This window comes from Aurantiacibacter spongiae (assembly GCF_003815535.1).
Taxonomy (GTDB): Bacteria; Pseudomonadota; Alphaproteobacteria; order Sphingomonadales; family Sphingomonadaceae; genus Alteraurantiacibacter; species Alteraurantiacibacter spongiae.
Window position 1 is genome coordinate 1,449,770 of record NZ_RPFZ01000001.1, and the last position, 21,499, is coordinate 1,471,268.

The window sequence follows — 21,499 nt, forward strand, 5'->3', positions numbered from 1 at the left end:
CAAAACCAGTGTTCCACGTGAAACATCATTTGCCGATACAGAAGCGACCGAAAATGGTGTCGAGTACGTCCTCGGTCGACGTTCGGCCTATCAGCCCGTCGAAAGCAATTCGTGCTTCGCGCAGGGATTCCGCGACGAGCAGCAGGTCGTCCATGCCGATGGCGCCTGCGAGAGCAGAGTGGGCTTCGTTCAAACGCTGTTCCTGCCGGCGGTTGATCGCCATGGCCCCGGGGTTAGGCATCGCGTTTTGCGCCGTTTCCATTATCGCTCGCCGCAGGTCGTTCATACCGTCGCCGGTCCGCGCCGAAACTCGGCTATCCGGACGCTTTTTCGGCGTCCGACCCGGATCGTCGCTTCGCGCGTCGACCTCCCACGCACCCAACGGCCCTTCCCCCTCGGGCCCGAGCCAGAGGACGAGGTCGGCGCGTTCCATTTCCTCGCGAGCGCGGACGATCCCGATATTCTCGATCTCGTCCGTGCCCGATGTCCTCAGGCCCGCCATGTCGACGAAGGTCATCGGTATTCCGCGCATCGCAACGCTACGCACGAGAACGTCGCGCGTAGTCCCGGCGATGTCGGATGTAATCGCCGCCTCACTTTCCAGCAGTGCGTTGAAAAGAGTGGATTTTCCAACATTCGGCGGACCAGCGAGCGCGATCCGGTATCCTTCCCGGAGCAGCTCGGCACGCGGCTGATCCAGGACGTTGCGGATATCGTCCAGTAACGCCTGGACGGACCTCTTGAATTCATCCGGCAGATGCCTGACCTCGTCTTCTTCGTCGAAGTCCAGCGCGGCCTCGACCTGTGCGGACAGCTGGAGCAGGCGACGGCGCCAGTCCTCCACCTCTCGCGTCAGGGCACCGCCGGCCATGGCGAGCGCCGAACGGCGTTGCAGTTCCGTTTCGGCGGACAGGAGATCGGCCAGACCCTCCGCCTCGGCGAGATCGAGTTGCCCGTTCGCGAAGGCTCGCCGAGTGAACTCGCCAGCTTCCGCGCGGCGGCAATTGGGCACCTTTGCCAGAGCGCTTTCGATGGCCGCGATCACCGCTCGACCCCCGTGGCAATGGAATTCCGCCACGTCCTCTCCCGTTACCGAGTGGGGACCGGGAAAGAGGATCACCAATCCCGTGTCGAGAGGGTTCCCGTGCGCGTCCTTGAATTTCGTGAGGGTCGCCATCCGGGGTTCGGGCCGGTGCCCGGCCACCGCATCGACCGCACGGAAGGCATCCGGCCCGGTGATGCGGATGACCGCGATCCCCGCCGGAGGAGAACCGCTGGACAGCGCGAATATCGTAGTCACCGGAAAACCGAAATCAGGCGATGTCGTCCCCTTCGGCCGGCGGCGGCGCCCCTTTCCCGCTGGCCCCTTCGACGAAACTCTGAAAGATCTTCAGTCCCACCTGACCCATGGGGGCGAGTTGTTTTGCATATTGCTCCAGTTGTTCCGTACTGGATACGCCCTTCATCGCAGCCGCAATGGAATCGACGTAAACGGCATTCGCCTTCTCCACGTCCGGCAATCCCATGAAGCGCCGCGCCTCTTCGGGCGAACAATCGATCTCGATATGCATCTTCATGCGGAACACCTTTCCATCGTCTTTCGTAGAACGGGCAGACCCCGTCCTGGAGAGAGCAGTATATGAGCGAGACAGTCCGCATTTCCACCCTTTCAGGCGAAGACGGTTTCGACACCTATATCGCAAGGCCCGCTGACGAGCCGCGCGCCGCGATCGTCGTCATTCAGGAAATCTTCGGCGTGAACGCCGGCATCCGGCGCAAATGCGACAGGCTCGCCGAACACGGCTACGTAGCGCTCGCTCCCGACCTCTACTGGCGGCTCGGGCGCGGCATCGAGCTCGATCCGGATATCGAACCGGAATTCAACAAGGCGCTGGACCTGATGGGCAAGTTCAACCAGGACGCCGGCGTGCGCGATATCGAGGCGACCATCAAGTTCGCCCGCGACCTGAGCAAGACCGGCAAGGTCGGCGCGGTGGGCTACTGCCTTGGCGGGCGACTGGCCTACATGACGGCCGCGCGCACCGATTCCGATGCGACGGTGGGATATTACGCGGTCGGGGTGGATGAACTTCTGCGCGAGAAGCATGCCATCGCGGAACCGCTGATGCTCCATATCCCGACCGAGGATGGCTTCGTCGACAGCGAAACGCAGAAAGCCATGCACGAAGGGCTGGACGATCATCCCAAGGTCACGCTGCATGATTACGAAGGGCTCGACCACGGCTTCGCCACCGAATTCGGCAAACGCCGGAACGAGGAAGCCGCGCAGCTCGCGGACAAGCGAACGATGGAGTTCTTCGAGAAGCACCTGGGATGACGGACAGCGGTGCCCAGCGCGATACGCTCAGCCTGCTTCATGCCGTCATCGGCGGAAAGGAACCGCCCGGCGCCCTCGCCGAACGGATCGCGGATGATGCGGTCTTCCACTCGCCCGTGATGCACACGCCCCAGGAGGGGCGCGACCTGGTCATGCAGTATCTCGGTGCGGCGTTGCAGCTCTTCTCGGCCTACGACTTTTGCTACGTTCGCGAGATCGTCGACGGGCGGGAGGCGATGCTGGAATTCACGCTGACGATCGAGGGTACCTTCGTCAACGGGATCGACGTCATCAGCTTCGACGAGGCCGGAAATATCAATGACTTCAAGGTCTTCCTGCGACCGCTCCAGGGCATGCAGAAGGTTCGCGAGAAGATGATGGCTCAGATGGCCAGGGGCTGACGTGGCGGCAGGCCGGATCGGCTGGCCCGCCGCCCGCCTGCGCCTTACTGGTTCATCGTCGCGAAGAAATCCTCGTTGGTCTTGGAATCCTTCATCTTGTCGAGCAGGAATTCCATGGAATCGACCGTGCCCATCTGCATGAGGATGCGCCGGAGCACCCACATCTTCGAGAGCTGCTCCTTTTCCACCAGCAGTTCTTCCTTGCGCGTGCCGGACTTGCCGACATCGAGCGCGGGGAAGATGCGCTTGTCGGCGACCTTGCGATCGAGCACGATCTCGGAGTTGCCCGTGCCCTTGAACTCCTCGAAGATCACCTCGTCCATGCGGCTGCCGGTGTCGATCAGCGCGGTGGCGATGATCGAGAGCGAGCCGCCTTCCTCGATATTGCGCGCCGCGCCGAAGAAGCGCTTGGGCCGCTGCAGCGCATTGGCGTCGACGCCGCCCGTCAGCACCTTGCCCGAGGACGGCACGACGGTGTTGTAGGCGCGGCCGAGGCGCGTGATCGAATCGAGCAGGATGACCACGTCCTTCTTGTGCTCGACCAGTCGCTTGGCCTTCTCGATCACCATTTCGGCGACCTGCACGTGCCGGCTGGCGGGTTCGTCGAAAGTGGAGGAGATCACCTCGCCGTTCACCGAACGCTGCATGTCGGTGACTTCCTCGGGCCGCTCGTCGACCAGAAGCACCAGCAGGAATACTTCCGGATGGTTGTCGGTGATGGCCTTGGCGATGTTCTGCAGCAGCACCGTCTTGCCGGTCCGCGGCGGCGCGACGATCAGCGCGCGCTGCCCCTTGCCCTGCGGGCTGATGAGATCGATGACCCGCGCGGACTTGTCGCGCACGGTCGGATCCTTGGTGTCGAGCAGCAGACGCTCGTCCGGATAGAGCGGCGTCAGATTGTCGAAATTGGTGCGGTGGCGGACCGCGTCGGGATCTTCGTAATTGACCTGCTTGAGCTTGGTCAGCGCGAAATAGCGCTCGCCGTCGCGCGGGGCGCGGATCTCGCCTTCCACGGTGTCGCCGGTGCGCAGGCCCCACTTCCTCACCTGATTGGGGGAGACATAGATATCGTCCGGGCCGGCCAGATAATTCGCCTCGGGCGAACGCAGGAAGCCGAAGCCGTCCGACAGGACCTCGATCGTGCCGATGCCGAGGATTTCCTCACCGTCATCCGCCACCTCCTTGAGGATGGCGAACATCAGATCCTGCCGGCGCATGGTCGATGCGCCTTCGACGCCCAGTTCCTCGGCCATGGAGACGAGCTCTGCCGGCGCGCGCTTTTTCAGTTCTTTGAGATGCATGGTGTTGAAGTTCCGATTATCTTGAAATGCCGGCGGGTCGTATGGGCTTGGGGAAAGCGAACCCGGCCACCACGTGAAAGCGATGGCCCTGAAGGCCGGTAGGTACGTTACGAATATGGCGAAGTGCCGGCGCGGTCAATCGCGCTTGGGGGCCGACGGCAGGAATCGCCGCCGGTTCAGAACGGCTTGACGATCACCAGAATGACGATGATCGCGATGGCGATGCCCGGCACCTCGTTCAGCAGGCGCAGCGTCCTGCCGGCCAGCGGCCGCTCTCCGCGCGCCAGCTTCTTCGCGTAGGCGGACAGGTAGCCGTGATAGCCCGACAGGATCAGCACGAACAGCAGCTTGACGTGAAGCCAGGTCTGGTCCCAGGCCCCGATGGCGATGGCAAGGGCGATACCCAGCACCCAGACCACGATGATGGCGGGCAGCAGGATGATCTTCAGCAGCTTGCGCTCGCGCTCGACATAGGCCGCCGCCTCCGCCGATCCCTCGGGCGCTTCCTGATGATAGACGAACAGCCGCGGCAGCATGAACAGGCCCGCCATCCAGAAGATCACGAAGATGATGTGACCAGCCTTCAGCCACAGGTAGATCGAGAGAAGAAAGTCCTGCATCGGGCCGCTATCTAGGCATCCGGCACGCGCTCGTCACGAACATTTGCGCATCGAGCGCTATCGGCCGCGCAGGATGGCGAGCAGTCGCTCGACATGGGCGATCGGCGTTTCCTTGTCGATTCCGTGGCCGAGGTTGAAGATATGCGGCCGGTCGGCAAAATCGCTCAGGATGCCGCGTACGGCCCCTTCCAGCTCCGGTCCGCCCGCCAGTAGCAGCATGGGGTCGAGATTGCCCTGTACGGGCATCTCCGGCGCAATCTGGCGGTGTATCCAGGATGCCTGCGTCGTCTCGTCGATGCAGAGGGCGTCCACACCGGTCTCGCGGGCATAGGCGGGCAGCTTTGCCCCCGCCCCCTTGGGAAAGCCCATAACCGGCACGCCGGGCCGCCGTTCGTGCAGCGCCGCCGCGATTCGCGCATTGGGCGCGATGACCCAGCGTTCGAACTGGGCGGGCGAAAGCGATCCGGCCCAGCTGTCGAACAGCTGCACCGCTTCGGCGCCTGCGTCGATCTGGCCGACGAGATACTGGACGGTCGCCTGCTCGATCGCCTCGATCAACGAGGCGAAGGCTTCCGGATCGCGCCAGGCGAGGCTGCGCGCCGCGCCCTGGTCCTTCGAACCGCGCCCCGCCACCATGTAGGTCGCGACCGTCCAGGGGGAGCCGGCGAAACCGAGCATGGTCGTCTCCTCGCCCAGCTGCGCCCTGGTCAGCTCGACGGTACGGTAGACAGGGTCGAAATGCTGGAAGGCCCGTTCAAGCCCCTGCCAGGCCCCGTCGACCAGCTCGGTCGCGAGCGGCGGCGCGAGTCTTGGCCCCTCGCCCGCCTCGAACCACAGATCCTGGCCCAGCGCGTGCGGAACGATCAGGATGTCGGAAAACAGGATCGCCCCGTCGAAGCCGAAGCGCCGGATCGGTTGCAGCGTCACTTCCGCCGCGGCCTCGCTATCGTAGACCAGTTCCAGAAACCCGCCCTTCTCGGCGCGCAATTCGCGGTATTCGGGCAGATAACGGCCGGCCTGCCGCATCAGCCAGACGGGTCGGCGCCGGGCCTTCAGGGCATCGGGCTTGCGGTTCAGCGTGTCGAGCAGGAGACCGGGCATCGAGGAGTCCAATCAATAATATCTAGATATTTATATAGGATTCAGGACTCTGTTGGTCCTGTGGATAGCGGGGATAGCGCGCCCCTGCCCGATTTCTCCCGATGTGAACAGGCCGAAGCGCGTTGCGACTCCCGTCACCGCCCTGTCAAACGGAGTCTGTCCCCGCAATCCCCAGCCTGTGCGTATCGCTGCCGACATGTCCGCAAACGACGGGACGGGATGGCCGGTAGCGGGGAGCGAATTCACTCGACCGCTTGTCCATAGGTCTTTCCCGTGGTTTATGCCGAAGCCTGTCCACATGGCCCGCCTGCACCTCCATCTCCTGTCGGATTCCACCGGCGAAACGCTCGAAATGATCGCGAAAGCGGCGCTGGCGCAGTTCGATCACTCGGAGGTCAACCGCCATTTCTGGCCGATGGTCCGTTCGCGCCAGCATCTCGATCGTATCTTCGACGAGTTCAAGGCCAATCCCGGCCTCGTGCTCTACACGCTGGTGAACGAGGAAATCCGCGATCGGCTGGAAGAACGCTGCCGGTCGCTGGGCCTGCCGCACGTCGCCGCGCTCGACGCCGTGACCGCGGCGCTGGAGGAACGCCTGGAGCAGGAGGCGAAGGGCCGGCCCGGTCGCCAGCACGCCCTCGACGATGCCTATTTCGCGCGCGTCGACGCGATCCAGTTCACCATTGCCCACGACGACGGTATCGGCTGGGAGAACTGGGAGGAGGCCGACATCGTGCTCGCCGGCGTCTCGCGCACCAGCAAGACACCCACCAGCATCTACCTCGCCAATCGCGGATACAAGGTGGCGAACATTCCGCTGGTTGTCGAAAGCCCCCCTCCACCGTCGCTGTTCGAATTGCGTCATCCGATGGTCGTCGGGCTCACCACCGCGCCCGACCGACTGATCCAGATCCGCCGCAACCGGCTGCTGTCGCTGAACGAAAAGACCGAAACCGACTACGTCGATCAGGAACGGGTGAAGACCGAAATCGCCTTCGCGCGGCGGATGTTCGCCGATAACGGGTGGCCGGTGATCGACGTCACCCGCCGCTCGATCGAGGAAAGCGCCGCCGCCGTGATCAAGCTCTATCAGGAACGCGAGGCGCGGGCCGTGCCGCCGCGCGTCGGGACTAAGCCGATATGAGGGATGGGCCATGCTGAGCGAACGGATCGTTCTCGCCTCGAGATCGGCTTCACGCCAGGCGATGCTGCGCCAGGCCGGCGTGGATTTCGAGGGCTTGCCCGCCGATGTGGACGAGCGGGCGCTGGAGGCCGACATGCACGGCGCTCGCCCCGATCAGGTCGCGCTGGCCCTGGCCGAGGCGAAGGCGTTGGGCGTCCCTGCCCCCGGCCGGCTCGTGCTCGGCAGCGATTCGCTGGTCGTGCTGGGCGACCGGCGGTTCGACAAACCCGCCAGCAGGCAGGAAGCGAGCGAGCACCTGCGCGAGTTTTCGGGGCGGGTCATGCAGCTCCACTCCGCCGCCGCCATCGCCCGCGACGGCGTGATCGAATGGCGCCACGGTACGCTGGCCACCCTGACGGTGCGCGACTTGTCGGATGATTTCATCGCGTCCTATCTCGACGCGGAATGGCCCGCGGTTGGCGAATGCGTCGGGGTGTTCCGGCTGGAAGGGCCAGGCGTGCAGCTGTTCGAGCGGATCGAAGGCGATCAGTTCACCGTTCTGGGCATGCCGCTCCTCGACGTGCTGGGCGCACTGCGCGATCTGGACGCCCTTCCCTCGTGAGGCGCACGGCATGAGCGCTGCGATGCGGGCCGAGGTCATCGGCGATCCCATCGCCCAGTCCAAGTCGCCCCTCATCCACAATTTCTGGATCGAACGGCTCGGCCTCGATGCGCGCTACGAACGCGCGCTGGTGACAAAAGCCGAACTTCCCGACTATCTCGCCCGCCGACGCGTCGATCCCGACTGGCGCGGATGCAACGTCACCATGCCGCTGAAGCAGGCGATCCTGCCGCTCCTGGAACGGCTGGAGATCGGCGCGGAAATGATCGGCGCGGTGAACACCGTCACCCGCCGGCACAACGGCGCGCTCATCGGCAGCAATACCGACGTCGCCGGTTTTCTGGAGCCGTTGCGGCAGGAACTGGCGAAGACGCACTATTTCCGCATGGCCCGCGTCATCGGTACCGGCGGCGCGGCGCGAGCGGTGGTCGCGGGACTGGCGGAGGCCGGATTCACCGTCGTTCTCGCCGGCCGCGATACGGGCAAGGCGCGCGCGATCCTGGACGAAATCGATCCGGAAGGGGAACATCACGTCGCACCGCTGGCCCATTTCGCGCAGGCCACCGACTTCCCCTTCGATTCGCGCGAGGGGTGCTGCGACCTCTTCGTCAACGCCAGTCCGCTGGGAATGGCGGGGTACCCCCCACTCCGCTTCCACCTCAGCCACGCACCGCCCGGCAGCATCTTCTACGACATCGTCACCGCGCCGGTCGAGACGCCCTTCCTCGCCCGGGCGCGCGCGGGCGGAGCGCAGACGGTGGACGGGCTCGCCATGCTGATCGGCCAGGCCGCGGCGGCGTTCGAAAGGTTTTTTGGCGTCGCGCCGCCGCGCGAGGACGGCGACGCCGAGTTGCGCGCGCTGCTGACGCGGTGACGCGCCCGCTCATCCTCGGGCTCACCGGGTCGATCGGCATGGGCAAGAGCACGGTCGCACGCATGTTCGCCGATCTCGGGGTGCCGGTCTTCGATGCCGATGCCGAGGTGCGGAAAATGCAGGGTCCGGACGGCGCCCTCGTCCCCGCGATCGAGGCGGCCTTTCCCGGCAGCACCGGCCCCGGGGGCGTTCGGCGAGAGGCGCTCGGCGCCCTGGTCTTCGCGGATCGCGATGCCCTTGCCCGGCTGGAAGACATCGTCCATCCCGCCGTGGCGAATGCGCGCATGGATTTCCTCGCCCGGCACGCGGATGCCCCGCTCGTGGTGTTCGACATTCCCCTCCTGTTCGAAAAGGGGGGTGCGGAGCGGGTCGATGCCGTGGCGGTCGTATCCGCTCCCTTCGAGGTGCAGCGCGACCGGGTTCTCGCCCGGCCCGGCATGACCGGGACGAAGTTCGCGGACATCCTCGCCTTGCAGGTGCCCGATGCCGACAAGCGCGCGCGGGCCGACCACGTGATCGACACCGGCACCACGCTCGACCGGACGCGGGCGCAGGTCCGCGCTCTGGTGGACAAGCTGGCGGACGGCTTGCGCGCATGAGGTCTTTTCCGCTTTAGACCGCCCTCATGCGCGAGATCATCTTCGATACCGAAACGACCGGCCTCGATCCGAAGACCGGCGATCGCATGGTCGAGATCGGCTGCATAGAGATGGTCAACCGGGTGGCGACCGGGCGGACCTTCCATGCCTATTTCAATCCCGACCGCGACATGCCGATGGAGGCGGAGAAGGTCCACGGGCTGTCCACGGCCTTTCTCGCCGACAAGCCGTTCTTCCGCGACGGCGTGCGCGATCTGCTCGACTTCATCGGCGATTCGCCGCTGGTCGCGCATAACGCGCAGTTCGATTTCGGCTTCCTCAATTTCGAACTCGCCTTCTGCGGGCATCCCGAGGTCGGGCTGGATCGGATGATCGATACGCTGGTGCTCGCGCGCAAGCGGCATCCGGGCGCCAAGCACTCGCTCGACGCCCTGTGTTCGCGCTACGGTATCGATCGCAGCCACCGCGTGCTGCACGGGGCGCTGCTCGATGCCGAGTTGCTGGCGCAGGTGTATGTCGAGCTGACCGGCGGGCGGCAGATCGGCCTCGCGCTCGCGGCAGATACGCCCGGTGCCACCGGGGCCCGCGATACCCGCTTCGTTCCCCGCATCGGGGAGCGGCGCGCGCCCCGCCCGCACGCCGCAACCGCCGAGGAACTGGCACGGCACGCGGCCTTTATCGGGACGTTCGAGTCTGCGCTCTGGACGTCCTAGGGTCTAACCTCCACATCGGGGGCAGAACGAACAGCTGAACAAGGAGTCACCGCTCATGGACATTCGCGTATCCGGCCATCAGGTCGATACCGGCGCCGCCTTGCAGGAACATGCCTCGGAGCGTCTGGAAACGATCGTCGACAAGCATTTCAACCGCGCGCTTTCCTCCACGGTGACCTTCGGAAAAGAGCCGTCCAACGGCTTTGCCGCCGATATCGTGCTGCACGTCAATCACGGACTGATCCTGAAGAGCCACGGTTCCGCCCACGATGCGCACCAGGCGTTCGAACAGGCGGCGGAGAAGATCGAGAAGCAGCTGCGCCGCTACAAGCGCCGGCTGAAGGACCGGCACGAGCAAACCGCCGCCGCCGCGAAGGAGGAAGAGGCCGCCTACACCATCTTCGCCGCCGAAGATCAGGACAGTGACGAGGAATCGGCCAACGATTCGCCGCCGATCATCGCCGAAACCCGCATCGACGTCCCCGATGTGAGCGTATCGGACGCGGTGATGCTGCTCGATCTTCGTCACACCAACGCGCTGTTCTTCAAGAATGCCGGAACCGGGCGACACAACATGGTCTATCGGCGCGAGGACGGCTCGATCGGCTGGGTCGAACCGTCCTGAACGAACCGGGCCGCCCGCCGCGAACTGACGGCCGGCGGGCCGGAGGGGCATGAGCGATGAACGCCATCTTCACCATGGAACCGGAGGCCGTCGCGATCGCGGGGGCCGAATCGAAGGAGGACATCCTCAACCGCCTGAGCGATCTGTTCGCCCGCGCCTGGTCACTCGATGCCGGATGCGTGCGCGAACGGTTGCAGGAGCGCGAGGCGCTGGGCAGCACCGGGTTCGGGCGCGGTGTTGCCATACCGCACGCGCGCCTGCCCGATATCGAGCGTCCGCTCGCTGCGCTGTTGCGCCTGCGTCGACCGGTGGCGTTCGACGCCGCCGACGGGCTGCCGGTCACTCTCGTTTTCGGTCTCCTGTCGCCCGATAATGCGGGCGCTGCCCATCTTCATGCCCTCGCTGCGATCTCCCGCCTCGTCCGCAACGAAAGCGTTCACGATGCGCTGATCGACGCCCCGCACGCCGACGCGATCTACGGGCTGCTGACGAATGCGAGGGATCGTGACGCGGCCTGATGCGGCGCCGGCGATGGCCGGGGAAGCGGCGCATTTCCGCGCGCTCGAACGCCTTTATGCCGCCGCGCCGGTGAACTTGCGCTTTCCCTCGGCGCTGGAAATCACCGGAGCGGGCCGGTCCCGGATCACCTTCGCAACGTCGCCGGATTACTTTCACGCCGCCGGCGCGACGCACGGCACGCTCTACTTCAAGATGCTCGACGACGCGGCCTTCTACGCCGCCAATTCGCTCGTATCGGACCGGTTCCTGCTGACGACGGGGTTCAACCTGCACTTTACCAAGCCGCTGAAGGCCGGCCGGGTGATCGCGGAGGGGAGCTGGGTCAGCGGCCGTCGCCGGGTGTTCGTGGCAGAGGCCCATCTGCGTGACGAGGAAGGCGACGAGATCGGTCGCGGCACCGGCACCTTCATGCGCTCGCACATTCCGCTTTCGGGCCTGCCGGGTTATTCGGAAAGCGCGTGACGGGCATGGACGACCGCCTGCCCGCGCATGTGGAAGTGGCCGGACTGCTTCGCGCGGTGCAGGCGGCGGGCGGCTTCGGGATGGTCGTGCAGAAGGGCGAACCGACCGCCGGGACATTGCTGGTCCTGTGTTGCGAAAAGGGCACGAACACCCGCGCCTACGAGCGGATGCCGCAGCTCGACGGTACGCGTCGCTGGACCCTGTCTCGCGCACAAGATACTGAAAACCCGTCTGAATTCTCCGATTATGTGGACCGACGCAGGCGGCAGGACAGCGACCTCTGGATCGTCGAACTGGATGCCGCGAATCCGGAACGGTTCATCGGCCTCGAACCGGGCGATGGTTGACTCCGTAACCATCTGCCCTATTTCCGCCCCACTTCACTCGAAAGCGTAGGTTGGTGCGATGCCGCAATACGGCGGCAGGCATCGGCGCGCAGCCGGGGAGGAGGCGGCAGGTCGATCATGCCGGACATCGGGCCAAATGGGATTTGGGTCGGCCCCTTCGTCCATCGCAGACCTGTCTCGTCGCCTCACCGCCGTGAGTAACGGGATCGATGAAATTTTCTCTCAAGCGGGTGGGGGCCGGTGTCCTCGCCTCAATGCTCTTTGCCCATGCCTATGGCGCCGCCGGCGCCGAAGGCATACCCCAGCCCGCCGGGCAGGGTGAGCCGGTCCGGCTCGAAGTGCTGCAGACCGAAATCGAGACGACATCCGGTGCCGAGCAGCCGGAAATCCGTTTCGTGCAGGGCGAGGTGGTGCAGGAGGTTCCTCCGCAGCCGGTCGTAATCGAACCGACCGAGCATGCCGACACCGAGGCGGCTTCGCTGCGCGAACTGGTCGGGCAGATGGATGGGTCCGCCGAACTGCCGCGCGAAGTCATGTGCCTGGCGCAGGCCGTCTACTTCGAAGCTCGCGGCGAACCGCTCGACGGGCAACTCGCCGTGGCGCGGGTTATCGTCAACCGGGCGGACAGTTCGCGCTTTCCCGACGATTACTGCTCGGTCATCACGCAGCGCGCGCAGTTCAGCTTCGTTCGCGGCGGCCATATCCCGGCGCCCAATCGCGGCACGGCCGCCTGGCGCCGGGCCAAGGCGATCGCCCGCATTGCCGATCGCGATCTGTGGGACAGCGAAGCGGACGACGCGCTCTATTTCCACGCCACCCGCATACGCCCGCGCTGGGCCGGCAGGCTGACCGCGCGCGCCACCATCGACAGCCATATCTTCTACCGCTGAGGCGCGGAGGCGTCCGCCGCCGGGTCAGTCCTTGAGCTCGACCCACACCGGCGCATGGTCGCTGGCCTTCTCGCGGCCCCTGTATTCCTTGTCGACGCCGGCCGCCACCATGCGGTCGGCGGCGGCGGGGGAAAGCAGCAGGTGGTCGATGCGAAAGCCGTGGTCACGTTGCCATGCGCCGGCCTGGTAGTCCCAGAAGGTCCACACCCCGCCGCGCGGATTGAGCGTGTCGATGGCGTCGGTCCAGCCATCGTTGAGAAGGCGGAAATAGGCATCGCGCGATGCCGGCTGCATGAGCGCATCGTCGGCCATGCGCTGCACCGACCAGACATCGCGGTCGTGCGGTATGACGTTGAAATCACCGAGGACGACGGTCGGCTTCTCGCTTGCCAGCAGTTCGCGCATCCGCGTACGCAGCCGTTCCATCCAGGCCAGCTTGTAGTCGAATTTCGGGCCGGGCTGCGGATTGCCGTTGGGCAGATAGAGATTGGCGATGTGCACGCCGCGATAGTCGCACTCGATAAAGCGCGACTGGTCATCCCCGGGGTCGCCGGGCAGGCCCTTCGTATGGTCTTCGACAGCCTCTCCGTCGGTCAGGATCGCGACGCCGTTGAAGCTCTTCTGCCCGTGCCAGATGGCGTGGTAGCCGATCTTCTCGAAGTCCCCGGCCGGGAAGTTCTCGTCCGGGCTCTTGATTTCCTGCAGACAGGCGACGGCGGGGCGCGTTTCCTCGAGCCATTCGATGAGGCGCGGCAGGCGCGCCTTGACGCCGTTGATGTTGAAGCTGGCGATTTTCATGCGTGCCCCCGCCGCCGGATCAGATGCCGAAGCTGGAGCCGCAGCCACATCCGGCCGCGGCGTTCGGATTCTCGACGCGGAACGCCGCCCCGCCGAGCGATTCGACGAAATCGACCACGCTGCCGGCGACGAGTTCGAGGCTGACGGGATCGACCACCAGCTTCACCCCGTCCGTCTCGCTGACGCTGTCATCATCGGCGGCGGCATCGTCGAGGTCGAACTTGTACTGGAAGCCGGAACAGCCCCCGCCCTCCACCGACAGGCGCAGGATTGCCGCGCGGCCCTGTTTCGCCGCGATCGCGCCGACACGGGTCGCGGCGGCATCGGTAAGGGTGATGGGTGCTGGCATGTGCGCAGATGTAGGGTGCCGGACCGGCGCCCTCAAGCCGTGCGGATATATTCGCGCATCTGATCCGCCTCGTGCTCGATGCGGTCCATGCGATATTTCACGAGATCGCCGATGGACACGAAGCCGATCAGCCTGTCGCCGTCGCAGACCGGCAGGTGACGGATGCGCCGGCGCGTCATGAGCGACAGCGCGGTGAGCGCGTCGGCCTTCGTGTCGATGGTGATGGCGGGGCTGGTCATCACCTCCCCCACCGCGCGGGAGAGAACCTCGGCCCCTTCCCTGGCCACGCAGTAAAGCAGGTCGCGCTCGGAAAAGATGCCGGCTACGCCCTTCCCGTCGAGAACGGGGAGCGCGCCGATGCGCTTTTCGGCGAGCAGGCTTGCCGCGACCGCCACGGTATCGCGCGGCGTGCAGGAAATGATGGTGCGGTCTTCGCGACCTTCGATGATCTGGGCGATGGACATGGCGCTCTCCTCCTGATGGCCCGCGATAATGCCACGTTTCGCCGAGTCTCGCCAATCGCCACCGGGGCGGCGGCGTTGTCAGACCGCGCCAAAACCGCCACAGCGGATGCGATGGTTCGCAAGTCGCCCCTCGACGATCCCGAAAACGCCGCCTTCGCCTGGGCGCGCTACCGGCGACTCATGCGCCTGATGATGGGTATTACCCTGGGCGTGGTGATCCTGGCGCTGGCGGTGCTCTACAAGCGGGTCGACGACGTCTCGCCCCATTTCTTCATCGCCACCGCGCTCGGCATCGGTTTTTCCATGCTGCTGATGAGCGCCCTGATGGGTCTGGTCTTCCTGTCCAGCGGCACCGGGCACGATGCGTCCGTCGACAATTCGCTCGACGGGCTGGACGAGGAGGACGATGGCGATCCGGATCATGGGGCCGGGGGACGCAGGCGGTAGTCGGCGACCGGCACGCCGCCCAGCAGGTGCTCCTGAATGATGCGTTCGAGGACGTCCGGCGTGCAGGAGTGATACCAGACGTTGTCGGGCCACACGACGGCGACCGGACCCGCCTCGCAGATCTGCAGGCAGTCCGCCTTGGTCCGCTGCACCCCGCCGCGGCCGGCCAGGCCCAGCTCCTTGAGCCGTTTCTTGAGGAACTTCCACGACCGTTCGCCGACCTCCGGCTTGCAGCATTTCGGCTTTGTCGGCAGCGCGCAGAGGAAGATCTGCCGCTCGAGCGTCTCGGCGCCGATCTTGGCGTAGGCCCGGCGGGCCCTGGCGACGGATTTGCGCGAATCGTCCAGCGTCAGCGCTTCTTGCCGGCGATGCGGGCGATCTCGGCGCGCACCTGTCGTTCGACGATCTCGGGCAGGTTGGCATCGAGCCACTGCGCCAGCATCGGCCGCAGCATTTCCCGCACCAGCCCTTCGAGCGAAGTCTCGCCCGAACGCACGATCTGCGGCTTGGCGGGCGGATCGGCGAGCATCGCCAGCGCGGCGAGCGACTGGCGCATCGCCTCGGCCGCGCGGTCGGTCGTCAGCGGCTCCTCTTCGCGGTCGTCGTCGTCGTCCGCCCCGCCGTCGTCCATCTCCGACAGGACATAGGCCTCGTCTGCCCCGGCCGCGTCGTCCGCCGTGTCGGCAAAGGCGATGTCATCGCCGGTAAGCGGCGAGCCGAGCTCGCCCAGATCGAGTATTTCGTCGGCTTCCTCGGCATCGACGGGTTCGGGCGACGCGGCGCCGTCGCCATCCGTATCCGCGGCGTCCATTCCATCGGTTTCCCGCCGCAGCCGCTCACGCTGCGCCGCCTCGCGATTGTCGCGCTGGATCACCTTCTTGATGGAATCGAGGATTTCCTCGACCGAGGGTTCGCCTTCCTGCCGCATTCAATCCTCCTGCAATCCCGAAGGTGTGACCCCGGGCGCCGTGTCGGAATAGTCGAGTATCTGCGTGTCGAACTCTTCCAGCGGGGCGTCGCCGGAAATGTCACCGTCGGGGGCGGGGATGTCAACGGTGCGCGAGCTTTGCGTCACCGGATCGGGATCGCGCTGCCAGTCCCAGTAGATGCCGCGAACGCGCCGGTAGTTGTCGATCGGATCGTAGAGCACGCCCTCGTCCGCCAGCCCCAGGTCGCGCGCTTCGGCCTTCCCCATGGCGGCGAGCAGCGAGAAGCCCGCGACATAGGCGTTGCGCCGCGCGGTGACGAGTTCCACCTGCGCCCGAAGCAGTTCCTGCTGCGCGTTGAGAATGTCGAGCACCGTCCGGTTCCCCACGGTGTTTTCCGCCCTGACGCCTTCGAGACTGAGCGCGGCGGCATCGACGGCGGACTGGCTGGACGCGATAATGGCGTTCGCCGCGCGCCAGCTCGAATAGGCGGCGCGCACCTGCGCGATCACATCCCGCTCGGCGGCGATGACCTGTTCGAGCGCGGCCTGCGCCTGCGCCTGCGCCTGCCGCTGCTGCGCCGCGGGCCGCCCGCCCTGGAACAGCGGCACGGTCAGCCGGACGCCCGCCTGCAAACTGGTCGAATCCTGGTCCGCCACCGTTCCCGAGCCGGGCACGGTGCCCAGCGAACCGAGATAGTTGGTGTAACCCGGACCGCCCACGATCTCGACGCGCGGCAGGCGGTTCGCACCGGCGACGGCGATGTCGAAATCGGCGGCCTGCGCCCGTTCGCGCGCGGCGATCAGATCCGGGTTGTTCTCGAGAGCGACATCGACCGCCTGGTCGGGGCTGTCGGGCAGGTTGGGAAGCGGCGGCGGCGGTTGCAGATCGGTCGGTGCTTCGCCGACAAGCTGGATATAGGTTTCCCGCGCGGAAAGCAGGTTCGCCTGTGCGCTCCGCAGGTCGCCGCGCGCGAGCGCCAGCCGGCTTTCCGATTGCGCGACGTCGGTACGGGTCAGATAGCCGACCTCGAAGCGATCGCTGGTCGCTTCCAGATTGACGCCGAGGACGTCCACGTTGTTGGCCGAGAGCGCTACCAGCGCCTCGTTCGCGATGACGTCCATGTAGGCGGCGACGACCTGCGTGAAGAGGCCGCTTTCCGTGCCCCGCAGGTCCGCGCGTCCTGCCTCGACCCGGTTTTGCGCGGCGCGAACCCCGTTCCTGACCGCTCCCCCCTGGTAGAGCGGCACCCCGAGGCTGAGATTCGCCGTCGCGGCGCGATCGGGCGAGATGAAGCTGTTGCCCGGCTGCTGCAGGAATTCCGTGTAGCCGCTATCGGCGTTGAGCGAGGGTAGCCCGGCGGCGCGCTGGATGACGACGGTCTCGTCCGTCGCGCGTTGCTGGGCGCGGGCGGCCTCCAGCGTGGGATTGTCGAGATAGGCCTGCCGCAATGCTTCCTTCAGCGTATCGGCCTGGGCGGGCACCGACAACAGGCCGCCTGCGGCGATCAGGGCCGCGATCGTCGACCGTGTCCGCATTCTCAGAAGGTCCAGGTCTTCGGCCTGTCGAAGGCATGCAGTTGCGGAATGCCGGTATCGTAGACCGGCAGCAGCGCCACGCCGCCCGCCGTCTTGCGACCCACGGCGATGCGGGTAATGCCGTTCTCCACGAGGCCGGTGGCGATGCGCGCGCCCTCGGCCAGCCTGTCGGCGAGCGGGCCGGGGATATGTTCGACCGCCCCGTCGATGACCAGCAACAGCGCTTCGCCCTCGCCAGCGCTGCCGGTAACGGCTTCCTCGGGCGAGAGCACGGTGAGTTCGCCCACCAGCGGGCGCAGCAGTTCGGCCATGTAGCCCGATCCTGCATCGATCACGATGGCGTGCTCCCCGCCGCTCGGGCGCGCTTCCTCCAGCAATTTGCCCTGCACGACGGGGGCGGGCAGCCAACCGCCATTATCCAGCCGGATGCCGCGATCCATGTAGGCGACGCCGCGTGCGTGGGCGGGGACGAAATCCTCGCGCGGCACGGCCAGCATCCGGCGCAGAACGAAATGCGCGTTGATCCCGCTGGTACGCAGCTGGCTGTCGATCATCGCCCGGCGCGCCCGGTCGAAGGACGGCGCATCGGTTGCGGGCGACTGGGGAACGGTCTGGGTGGTCACGTCTCGAACTCTCGTAGGCTGCGCCAGGCGGTCAAACCCTTAGGGGTTGCGGCGGGCGAGGCCAAGGGCTTTGACCCGCCGCGCCCGACAAGCGTATGGCGCGCCTCGACGAACGGCAACCGCCCCAACACTCCTGCAGGACGACACGATGAACGACCCGGTCACCATCCGCGAAGAAGACCTGATCGAGACGATCGCCGATGCCCTGCAATACATCTCCTATTACCACCCGATGGATTACATCGGCGCGCTGGGCGAAGCGCATGCGGCGGAACAGGGGGCCGCGGCCAGGGACGCCATCGCCCAGATCCTGACCAACAGCCGCATGTGCGCAGAGGGGCATCGTCCGATCTGTCAGGATACCGGTATCGTCAACGTCTTCCTGAAATGGGGCCAGGACTGCCGCCTCGAATCCGGCCGCTCGCTGCAGGAGGTGGTCGATGAAGGCGTGCGGCGCGCCTATACCGATCCGGACAACACGCTGCGCGCGTCCATCCTCGCCGACCCCGCCTTCACCCGGCGCAACACGCGCGACAACACGCCCTGCGTGCTGGACGTGGAAATGGTGCCCGGCGCAACGGTCGGCATCGACGTCGCCGCCAAGGGCGGGGGCAGCGAGAACAAGAGCAAGTTCAAGATGATGAACCCGTCCGACAACATCGTCGAGTGGGTGCTCGAGCAGATACCCTCGATGGGTGCAGGCTGGTGTCCGCCGGGGATGCTCGGCATCGGCATAGGCGGCACCGCGGAAAAGTGCATCAAGCTCGCCAAGCAGTCGCTGATGGAGCCGATCGACATGGCGCAACTGAAGGAGCGGGGGGCCAGAACCGATATCGAGCAGCTGCGCATCGACATCTACGACGCGGTCAACGCGATGGGCGTCGGGGCGCAGGGGCTGGGTGGCCTTGCCACCGTACTCGACGTCAAGATTCTGGACTGGCCTTGCCATGCGGCGGGAAAGCCCGTTGCCATGATCCCCAACTGCGCCGCGACCCGTCACGCGCATGTCACGCTGGACGGCAGCGGGCCGGCCTATCTGGCGCAGCCCGATCTCGACGCCTGGCCCGATGTCCGCTGGGAACCCGATGCCGAGGCGAAGCGGGTCGATCTCGATGCGCTGACGCCCGGGGAGGTGGCCAGCTGGGAGGGCGGCGACCGTCTGTTGCTGTCGGGCAGGATGCTGACCGGGCGCGATGCGGCGCACAAGCGAATCAAGGACATGCTGGATGCAGGCGAGCAGCTGCCGGTCGATTTCCGCGGGCGGGCGATCTACTACGTCGGACCGGTCGATCCGGTCTTGGGCGAAGTCGTCGGCCCCGCCGGCCCCACCACCGCCACGCGCATGGACAAGTTCACCGAGATGATGCTCGATCAGGGTCTGCTGGCGATGATCGGGAAGGCCGAGCGGGGCGCCGACGCGGTCGAGGTTATCAGCCGGTTCAAGGTCGCCTACCTGATGGCGACGGGCGGCGCCGCCTACCTCGTCAGCCGCGCCATCAAGGCTTCCCGGGTCGTCGCGTTCGAGGATCTGGGAATGGAGGCGATCTACGAATTCACCGTGAAGGACATGCCCGTCACCGTGGCCGTCGATTCGCGCGGCAACAACGTCCACACCCTCGCGCCGCTGCACTGGCGCCGGAAGATCCGCGAGGAGGGTCTGCTTGCGGCGAAATAGGCCGGTCGGCTCGACGGGCGGCATACCTCGTTCGATGGGGGACACGCGAAAGGCTGTCTCGCGGTACGCAAACCGGCTAGAAAGCGCCGATGGTATCCGGCCAACCCGATAACCAGCCCGCCCGCGTGCCGTTTCGAACGGTGGCGCTGTCCATCATCGGACTGTGGGCGACCTATTTCGCGCTCGTAACCCTTCGGGGCGAGCTTCTCGCGCTGCCCGATTTCGGCGGGCTGATCTGGCTGCGTATCGCCGCCACGCTGTGCGGAATGGCGATCACGCTGGGCCTGTGGCTGGTCCTGCGACCGTTCGATTCGCAGCGGCTGTGGGTCAAGATCGTCGCGGCGCTGGTGCTGGCGCTTCCCGCCGCCCTGCTGACCGCTCAGACCAACGCCTTCGTCTTCGATTCGATGCAGTCGCAGCTCGATCGGCAGGTGCGCGAACAGGCCGGCGTCCCCGATCCCGAAAACGAGGATCTGCAGAACGAGGATCTGATGGCGGACGGCGGCATCCCGGTCATCGATTCGCAGTTCTACCGCCTCACGGAACTCACCTTCGGACGCTATTTCATGCTGCTTGCGTGGTGCGCGCTCTACCTCGCCCTGCTGACCGGGGAGAAAGCGCGCGCGGCGGAGCGGCGCGAGGGCGAGTTTCGCCGTGCGGCAAAGGCCGCCGAGCTGCGTTCGCTGCGCTACCAGGTCAATCCGCATTTCCTGTTCAACACGCTCAATTCGCTGTCTGCCCTCGTGCTGACCGGGAAGACGCAGGCGGCCGAGCGGATGATCCAGATGCTCAGCACCTTCTACCGCCGCAGCCTCGCCGACGATCCCACCTCGGACGTGCCGCTGCGCGACGAGATCGCCCTGCAGAAGCTCTATCTCGACATCGAGACTGTGCGGTTTCCGCTGCGGATGCAGACGCGCTACGACATTCCTGCCGAGCTGGAGAGCGCGCTGGTGCCAGGCATGATCCTGCAACCGCTGGTGGAAAATTCGGTCAAGCACGCCGTCGCGCCGTCCTCCGATCAGATCACCGTCACGCTCTCGGCGCGCGAGGAATACGGGCGGCTGGTGGTGACGGTCGCCGACGACGGGCAGCGAGACGAGCACGACGACACCGGGACGCCCGGCTTCGGCATCGGCGTGGAGAATGTCAGGCAGCGGCTGGAAGCGCGGTTCGGCCGGGAGGCGAACGTCGTGTCGGGACGGGTACCCGGCGGTTACGCCACGCATCTGCGGCTGCCGCTGCTGCGCGCGAGGGAGGCGCGGGCCGCATGACGGGGAAGGCCGCCACGAACGACAATCCCGCCACCACGCTGCGCACGCTGATCGTCGATGACGAGCCGCTGGCGATCGAGCGGATGCAGGTTCTGTGCGCGGAAATCGCGCATCTGACGGTCATCGGCACCGCGAGCGACGGCGAATCCGCGCTCCGCCTGGCCGACAAGCTCGCGCCCGACTTGCTGCTGCTGGACATGACGATGCCCGGAATGGACGGTCTGACCGTGGCGCGCCAGGCGGCCACCAAGGCGTCTCCGCCCGCTGTCATCTTCGTCACCGCGCACGAGAATTTCGCCGTCGAAGCCTTCGATATCGAAGCGGTCGACTACGTTCTGAAACCCGTTGGCGGCGAGCGTCTCGAACGGGCGATCGCCCGCGCTCTCGCGCGGCGGGAAGAGCGCGGCGCGGATGACCGGGAATCCGGCCGCTGGCTGACCGAATTCTGGGTACCCAACCGCTCCGAACTGCTGCGCATCGACGCCGCCGACGTCCACCGCATCGATGCCGAACGCGACTACGTCCGCCTCCATGTCGGCGATGCCAGCTATCTGCTGCTACAGACGATCGCCGGGCTGGAGGCAAAGCTCGATCCGGACAGGTTCATCCGCATTCATCGCTCCACGATCCTGCGCAAGGATTTCATCACCGGCCTGAGGCACGAGGGGCTGGGCGTATGGTGCGCGGAACTGGAGGATGGCGAGGCGCTGCGTATCGGGCGCACCTATCTCAAGAGCGTGAAGGCGATGGCCGGACGCTGATCGTACCGGACGCGGCGACGGGCGCGATGCGCGCCGCACATCACCCCTGCACGAGAATGAAGGGCGCCGCTCGGGGTAGCGGCGCCCTTCCACGGATCGGGCGGAAGGA

General features: G+C 66.1%; 28 protein-coding genes. 16 read left to right on the top strand and 12 right to left on the bottom strand.

Features of this window, described 5'->3' with window-relative positions; translation table 11 throughout:
• Positions 1-25: 25 nt before the first annotated feature.
• Both mnmE and EG799_RS07035 read right to left on the bottom strand, forming a co-directional pair.
• The gene (mnmE, locus tag EG799_RS07030) at positions 26-1,300 is read right to left on the bottom strand and encodes a tRNA uridine-5-carboxymethylaminomethyl(34) synthesis GTPase MnmE (RefSeq protein WP_123879793.1); all 1,275 of its coding nucleotides are present in this window, start codon (positions 1,298-1,300) and stop codon (positions 26-28) included.
• Positions 1,301-1,313: 13 nt separating this feature from the next.
• Complete coding sequence (locus EG799_RS07035; protein ID WP_181950877.1) at positions 1,314-1,577, bottom strand: DUF6489 family protein; 264 nt, start codon at positions 1,575-1,577, stop codon at positions 1,314-1,316.
• A gap of 62 nt (positions 1,578-1,639) precedes the next feature.
• On the opposite strand from EG799_RS07035, the gene EG799_RS07040 reads away from it, so the two are divergent.
• Together EG799_RS07040 and EG799_RS07045 are read left to right on the top strand one after the other, a co-directional pair.
• A complete protein-coding gene (locus EG799_RS07040) occupies positions 1,640-2,338 on the top strand; it encodes a dienelactone hydrolase family protein (RefSeq protein ID WP_123879797.1) in 699 nt (232 codons plus the stop codon).
• Positions 2,335-2,739 (top strand): nuclear transport factor 2 family protein, encoded by a 405-nt coding sequence (locus EG799_RS07045; RefSeq protein WP_123879799.1) that lies wholly within the window; start codon positions 2,335-2,337, stop codon positions 2,737-2,739. The genes EG799_RS07040 and EG799_RS07045 overlap by 4 nt, the downstream gene beginning before the upstream one ends.
• A gap of 44 nt (positions 2,740-2,783) precedes the next feature.
• On the opposite strand, the gene rho is transcribed toward EG799_RS07045, so the two are convergent.
• From rho to hemE, 3 genes are all read right to left on the bottom strand, one after another.
• Complete coding sequence (gene rho, locus EG799_RS07050) at positions 2,784-4,040, bottom strand: transcription termination factor Rho (RefSeq protein WP_123879801.1); 1,257 nt, start codon at positions 4,038-4,040, stop codon at positions 2,784-2,786.
• A gap of 176 nt (positions 4,041-4,216) precedes the next feature.
• A complete protein-coding gene (locus EG799_RS07055) occupies positions 4,217-4,660 on the bottom strand; it encodes a CopD family protein (protein WP_123879803.1) in 444 nt (147 codons plus the stop codon).
• A gap of 57 nt (positions 4,661-4,717) precedes the next feature.
• Positions 4,718-5,761 carry a uroporphyrinogen decarboxylase gene (hemE, locus tag EG799_RS07060; protein WP_123879805.1) on the bottom strand — a complete coding sequence of 348 codons (1,044 nt, stop codon included), beginning with the start codon at positions 5,759-5,761 and terminating at the stop codon, positions 4,718-4,720.
• A gap of 298 nt (positions 5,762-6,059) precedes the next feature.
• Between hemE and EG799_RS07065 the strand changes: the two genes are divergently transcribed.
• The 10 genes from EG799_RS07065 (at position 6,060) to EG799_RS07110 (ending at position 12,535) form a co-directional block, all read left to right on the top strand.
• Complete coding sequence (locus tag EG799_RS07065; protein ID WP_123879807.1) at positions 6,060-6,905, top strand: pyruvate, water dikinase regulatory protein; 846 nt, start codon at positions 6,060-6,062, stop codon at positions 6,903-6,905.
• Positions 6,906-6,915: 10 nt separating this feature from the next.
• Positions 6,916-7,506 carry a Maf family protein gene (locus tag EG799_RS07070; protein ID WP_123879809.1) on the top strand — a complete coding sequence of 197 codons (591 nt, stop codon included), beginning with the start codon at positions 6,916-6,918 and terminating at the stop codon, positions 7,504-7,506.
• Positions 7,507-7,516: 10 nt separating this feature from the next.
• A complete protein-coding gene (locus tag EG799_RS07075; protein ID WP_123879811.1) occupies positions 7,517-8,380 on the top strand; it encodes a shikimate dehydrogenase family protein in 864 nt (287 codons plus the stop codon).
• Positions 8,377-8,979 (top strand): dephospho-CoA kinase, encoded by a 603-nt coding sequence (gene coaE / locus EG799_RS07080; protein WP_123879813.1) that lies wholly within the window; start codon positions 8,377-8,379, stop codon positions 8,977-8,979. The genes EG799_RS07075 and coaE overlap by 4 nt, the downstream gene beginning before the upstream one ends.
• Before the next feature lie 26 nt (positions 8,980-9,005).
• On the top strand, positions 9,006-9,692 hold the full coding sequence (gene dnaQ / locus EG799_RS07085) for a DNA polymerase III subunit epsilon (protein ID WP_123879815.1): 687 nt from the start codon (positions 9,006-9,008) through the stop codon (positions 9,690-9,692).
• Between the two features lie 55 nt (positions 9,693-9,747).
• Positions 9,748-10,317 carry a ribosome hibernation-promoting factor, HPF/YfiA family gene (gene hpf, locus EG799_RS07090; protein WP_123879817.1) on the top strand — a complete coding sequence of 190 codons (570 nt, stop codon included), beginning with the start codon at positions 9,748-9,750 and terminating at the stop codon, positions 10,315-10,317.
• 56 nt (positions 10,318-10,373) lie between these two features.
• Positions 10,374-10,835, top strand: coding sequence for a PTS sugar transporter subunit IIA (locus EG799_RS07095; RefSeq protein ID WP_123879819.1), 462 nt, complete (start codon positions 10,374-10,376; stop codon positions 10,833-10,835).
• Positions 10,810-11,298, top strand: coding sequence for a PaaI family thioesterase (locus EG799_RS07100; RefSeq protein WP_181950878.1), 489 nt, complete (start codon positions 10,810-10,812; stop codon positions 11,296-11,298). The genes EG799_RS07095 and EG799_RS07100 overlap by 26 nt, the downstream gene beginning before the upstream one ends.
• A gap of 5 nt (positions 11,299-11,303) precedes the next feature.
• Positions 11,304-11,645 carry a DUF1491 family protein gene (locus EG799_RS07105; protein WP_123879823.1) on the top strand — a complete coding sequence of 114 codons (342 nt, stop codon included), beginning with the start codon at positions 11,304-11,306 and terminating at the stop codon, positions 11,643-11,645.
• 209 nt (positions 11,646-11,854) lie between these two features.
• The gene (locus EG799_RS07110; protein WP_234029063.1) at positions 11,855-12,535 is read left to right on the top strand and encodes a cell wall hydrolase; all 681 of its coding nucleotides are present in this window, start codon (positions 11,855-11,857) and stop codon (positions 12,533-12,535) included.
• 24 nt (positions 12,536-12,559) lie between these two features.
• Here the strand turns inward: EG799_RS07110 and xth are convergent, their stop codons facing one another.
• The 3 genes from xth to EG799_RS07125 are packed head-to-tail and all read right to left on the bottom strand — an operon-like array spanning position 12,560 to position 14,146.
• Positions 12,560-13,333 carry an exodeoxyribonuclease III gene (gene xth, locus EG799_RS07115; protein WP_123879825.1) on the bottom strand — a complete coding sequence of 258 codons (774 nt, stop codon included), beginning with the start codon at positions 13,331-13,333 and terminating at the stop codon, positions 12,560-12,562.
• A 19-nt stretch (positions 13,334-13,352) separates the two neighbouring features.
• Complete coding sequence (erpA, locus tag EG799_RS07120) at positions 13,353-13,682, bottom strand: iron-sulfur cluster insertion protein ErpA (RefSeq protein WP_123879828.1); 330 nt, start codon at positions 13,680-13,682, stop codon at positions 13,353-13,355.
• Positions 13,683-13,714: 32 nt separating this feature from the next.
• The gene (locus EG799_RS07125) at positions 13,715-14,146 is read right to left on the bottom strand and encodes a CBS domain-containing protein (protein ID WP_123879830.1); all 432 of its coding nucleotides are present in this window, start codon (positions 14,144-14,146) and stop codon (positions 13,715-13,717) included.
• 111 nt (positions 14,147-14,257) lie between these two features.
• Here EG799_RS07125 and EG799_RS07130 point away from each other — a divergent pair, with 111 nt between their 5' ends.
• Positions 14,258-14,593 carry a hypothetical protein gene (locus EG799_RS07130; protein WP_123879832.1) on the top strand — a complete coding sequence of 112 codons (336 nt, stop codon included), beginning with the start codon at positions 14,258-14,260 and terminating at the stop codon, positions 14,591-14,593.
• Here the strand turns inward: EG799_RS07130 and EG799_RS07135 are convergent.
• The 4 genes from EG799_RS07135 to EG799_RS07150 are packed head-to-tail and all read right to left on the bottom strand — an operon-like array spanning position 14,566 to position 17,680.
• A complete protein-coding gene (locus EG799_RS07135; protein WP_123882926.1) occupies positions 14,566-14,940 on the bottom strand; it encodes a (2Fe-2S) ferredoxin domain-containing protein in 375 nt (124 codons plus the stop codon). The genes EG799_RS07130 and EG799_RS07135 overlap by 28 nt on opposite strands.
• A gap of 2 nt (positions 14,941-14,942) precedes the next feature.
• Positions 14,943-15,521, bottom strand: a complete 579-nt coding sequence (locus EG799_RS07140) for a DUF2497 domain-containing protein (protein ID WP_123879834.1) — start codon at positions 15,519-15,521, stop codon at positions 14,943-14,945.
• On the bottom strand, positions 15,522-17,057 hold the full coding sequence (locus EG799_RS07145) for a TolC family outer membrane protein (RefSeq protein WP_123879836.1): 1,536 nt from the start codon (positions 17,055-17,057) through the stop codon (positions 15,522-15,524).
• A 2-nt stretch (positions 17,058-17,059) separates the two neighbouring features.
• Positions 17,060-17,680 (bottom strand): protein-L-isoaspartate O-methyltransferase family protein, encoded by a 621-nt coding sequence (locus EG799_RS07150; RefSeq protein WP_234029064.1) that lies wholly within the window; start codon positions 17,678-17,680, stop codon positions 17,060-17,062.
• 148 nt (positions 17,681-17,828) lie between these two features.
• Between EG799_RS07150 and EG799_RS07155 the strand changes: the two genes are divergently transcribed.
• The 3 genes from EG799_RS07155 (at position 17,829) to EG799_RS07165 (ending at position 21,390) form a co-directional block, all read left to right on the top strand.
• Positions 17,829-19,355 (top strand): fumarate hydratase, encoded by a 1,527-nt coding sequence (locus EG799_RS07155; protein WP_123879838.1) that lies wholly within the window; start codon positions 17,829-17,831, stop codon positions 19,353-19,355.
• Between the two features lie 89 nt (positions 19,356-19,444).
• Entirely contained in the window at positions 19,445-20,629 is a 1,185-nt protein-coding gene (locus tag EG799_RS07160) for a sensor histidine kinase (RefSeq protein ID WP_123879840.1), read from the top strand.
• Positions 20,626-21,390 carry a LytR/AlgR family response regulator transcription factor gene (locus tag EG799_RS07165; protein WP_123879842.1) on the top strand — a complete coding sequence of 255 codons (765 nt, stop codon included), beginning with the start codon at positions 20,626-20,628 and terminating at the stop codon, positions 21,388-21,390. The genes EG799_RS07160 and EG799_RS07165 overlap by 4 nt, the downstream gene beginning before the upstream one ends.
• Positions 21,391-21,499 lie beyond the last annotated feature (109 nt).

Excerpts from the sequence above, each read along its gene's own strand:
- EG799_RS07035 (WP_181950877.1), bottom strand. The coding sequence starts at position 1,577 with ATGAAGATGCATATCGAGATCGATTGTTCGCCCGAAGAGGCGCGGCGC.
- xth (WP_123879825.1), bottom strand. The coding sequence starts at position 13,333 with ATGAAAATCGCCAGCTTCAACATCAACGGCGTCAAGGCGCGCCTGCCG.
- dnaQ (WP_123879815.1), top strand. The coding sequence starts at position 9,006 with ATGCGCGAGATCATCTTCGATACCGAAACGACCGGCCTCGATCCGAAG.
- EG799_RS07110 (WP_234029063.1), top strand. The coding sequence starts at position 11,855 with ATGAAATTTTCTCTCAAGCGGGTGGGGGCCGGTGTCCTCGCCTCAATG.
- hemE (WP_123879805.1), bottom strand. The coding sequence starts at position 5,761 with ATGCCCGGTCTCCTGCTCGACACGCTGAACCGCAAGCCCGATGCCCTG.
- EG799_RS07125 (WP_123879830.1), bottom strand. The coding sequence starts at position 14,146 with ATGTCCATCGCCCAGATCATCGAAGGTCGCGAAGACCGCACCATCATT.
- erpA (WP_123879828.1), bottom strand. The coding sequence starts at position 13,682 with ATGCCAGCACCCATCACCCTTACCGATGCCGCCGCGACCCGTGTCGGC.
- EG799_RS07055 (WP_123879803.1), bottom strand. The coding sequence starts at position 4,660 with ATGCAGGACTTTCTTCTCTCGATCTACCTGTGGCTGAAGGCTGGTCAC.
- EG799_RS07070 (WP_123879809.1), top strand. The coding sequence starts at position 6,916 with ATGCTGAGCGAACGGATCGTTCTCGCCTCGAGATCGGCTTCACGCCAG.
- EG799_RS07140 (WP_123879834.1), bottom strand. The coding sequence starts at position 15,521 with ATGCGGCAGGAAGGCGAACCCTCGGTCGAGGAAATCCTCGATTCCATC.
- EG799_RS07065 (WP_123879807.1), top strand. The coding sequence starts at position 6,060 with ATGGCCCGCCTGCACCTCCATCTCCTGTCGGATTCCACCGGCGAAACG.
- EG799_RS07095 (WP_123879819.1), top strand. The coding sequence starts at position 10,374 with ATGAACGCCATCTTCACCATGGAACCGGAGGCCGTCGCGATCGCGGGG.
- EG799_RS07100 (WP_181950878.1), top strand. The coding sequence starts at position 10,810 with ATGCGAGGGATCGTGACGCGGCCTGATGCGGCGCCGGCGATGGCCGGG.
- EG799_RS07155 (WP_123879838.1), top strand. The coding sequence starts at position 17,829 with ATGAACGACCCGGTCACCATCCGCGAAGAAGACCTGATCGAGACGATC.
- EG799_RS07105 (WP_123879823.1), top strand. The coding sequence starts at position 11,304 with ATGGACGACCGCCTGCCCGCGCATGTGGAAGTGGCCGGACTGCTTCGC.
- EG799_RS07045 (WP_123879799.1), top strand. The coding sequence starts at position 2,335 with ATGACGGACAGCGGTGCCCAGCGCGATACGCTCAGCCTGCTTCATGCC.
- EG799_RS07145 (WP_123879836.1), bottom strand. The coding sequence starts at position 17,057 with ATGCGGACACGGTCGACGATCGCGGCCCTGATCGCCGCAGGCGGCCTG.
- EG799_RS07160 (WP_123879840.1), top strand. The coding sequence starts at position 19,445 with ATGGTATCCGGCCAACCCGATAACCAGCCCGCCCGCGTGCCGTTTCGA.
- hpf (WP_123879817.1), top strand. The coding sequence starts at position 9,748 with ATGGACATTCGCGTATCCGGCCATCAGGTCGATACCGGCGCCGCCTTG.
- EG799_RS07165 (WP_123879842.1), top strand. The coding sequence starts at position 20,626 with ATGACGGGGAAGGCCGCCACGAACGACAATCCCGCCACCACGCTGCGC.
- EG799_RS07130 (WP_123879832.1), top strand. The coding sequence starts at position 14,258 with ATGGTTCGCAAGTCGCCCCTCGACGATCCCGAAAACGCCGCCTTCGCC.
- rho (WP_123879801.1), bottom strand. The coding sequence starts at position 4,040 with ATGCATCTCAAAGAACTGAAAAAGCGCGCGCCGGCAGAGCTCGTCTCC.
- EG799_RS07040 (WP_123879797.1), top strand. The coding sequence starts at position 1,640 with ATGAGCGAGACAGTCCGCATTTCCACCCTTTCAGGCGAAGACGGTTTC.
- EG799_RS07075 (WP_123879811.1), top strand. The coding sequence starts at position 7,517 with ATGAGCGCTGCGATGCGGGCCGAGGTCATCGGCGATCCCATCGCCCAG.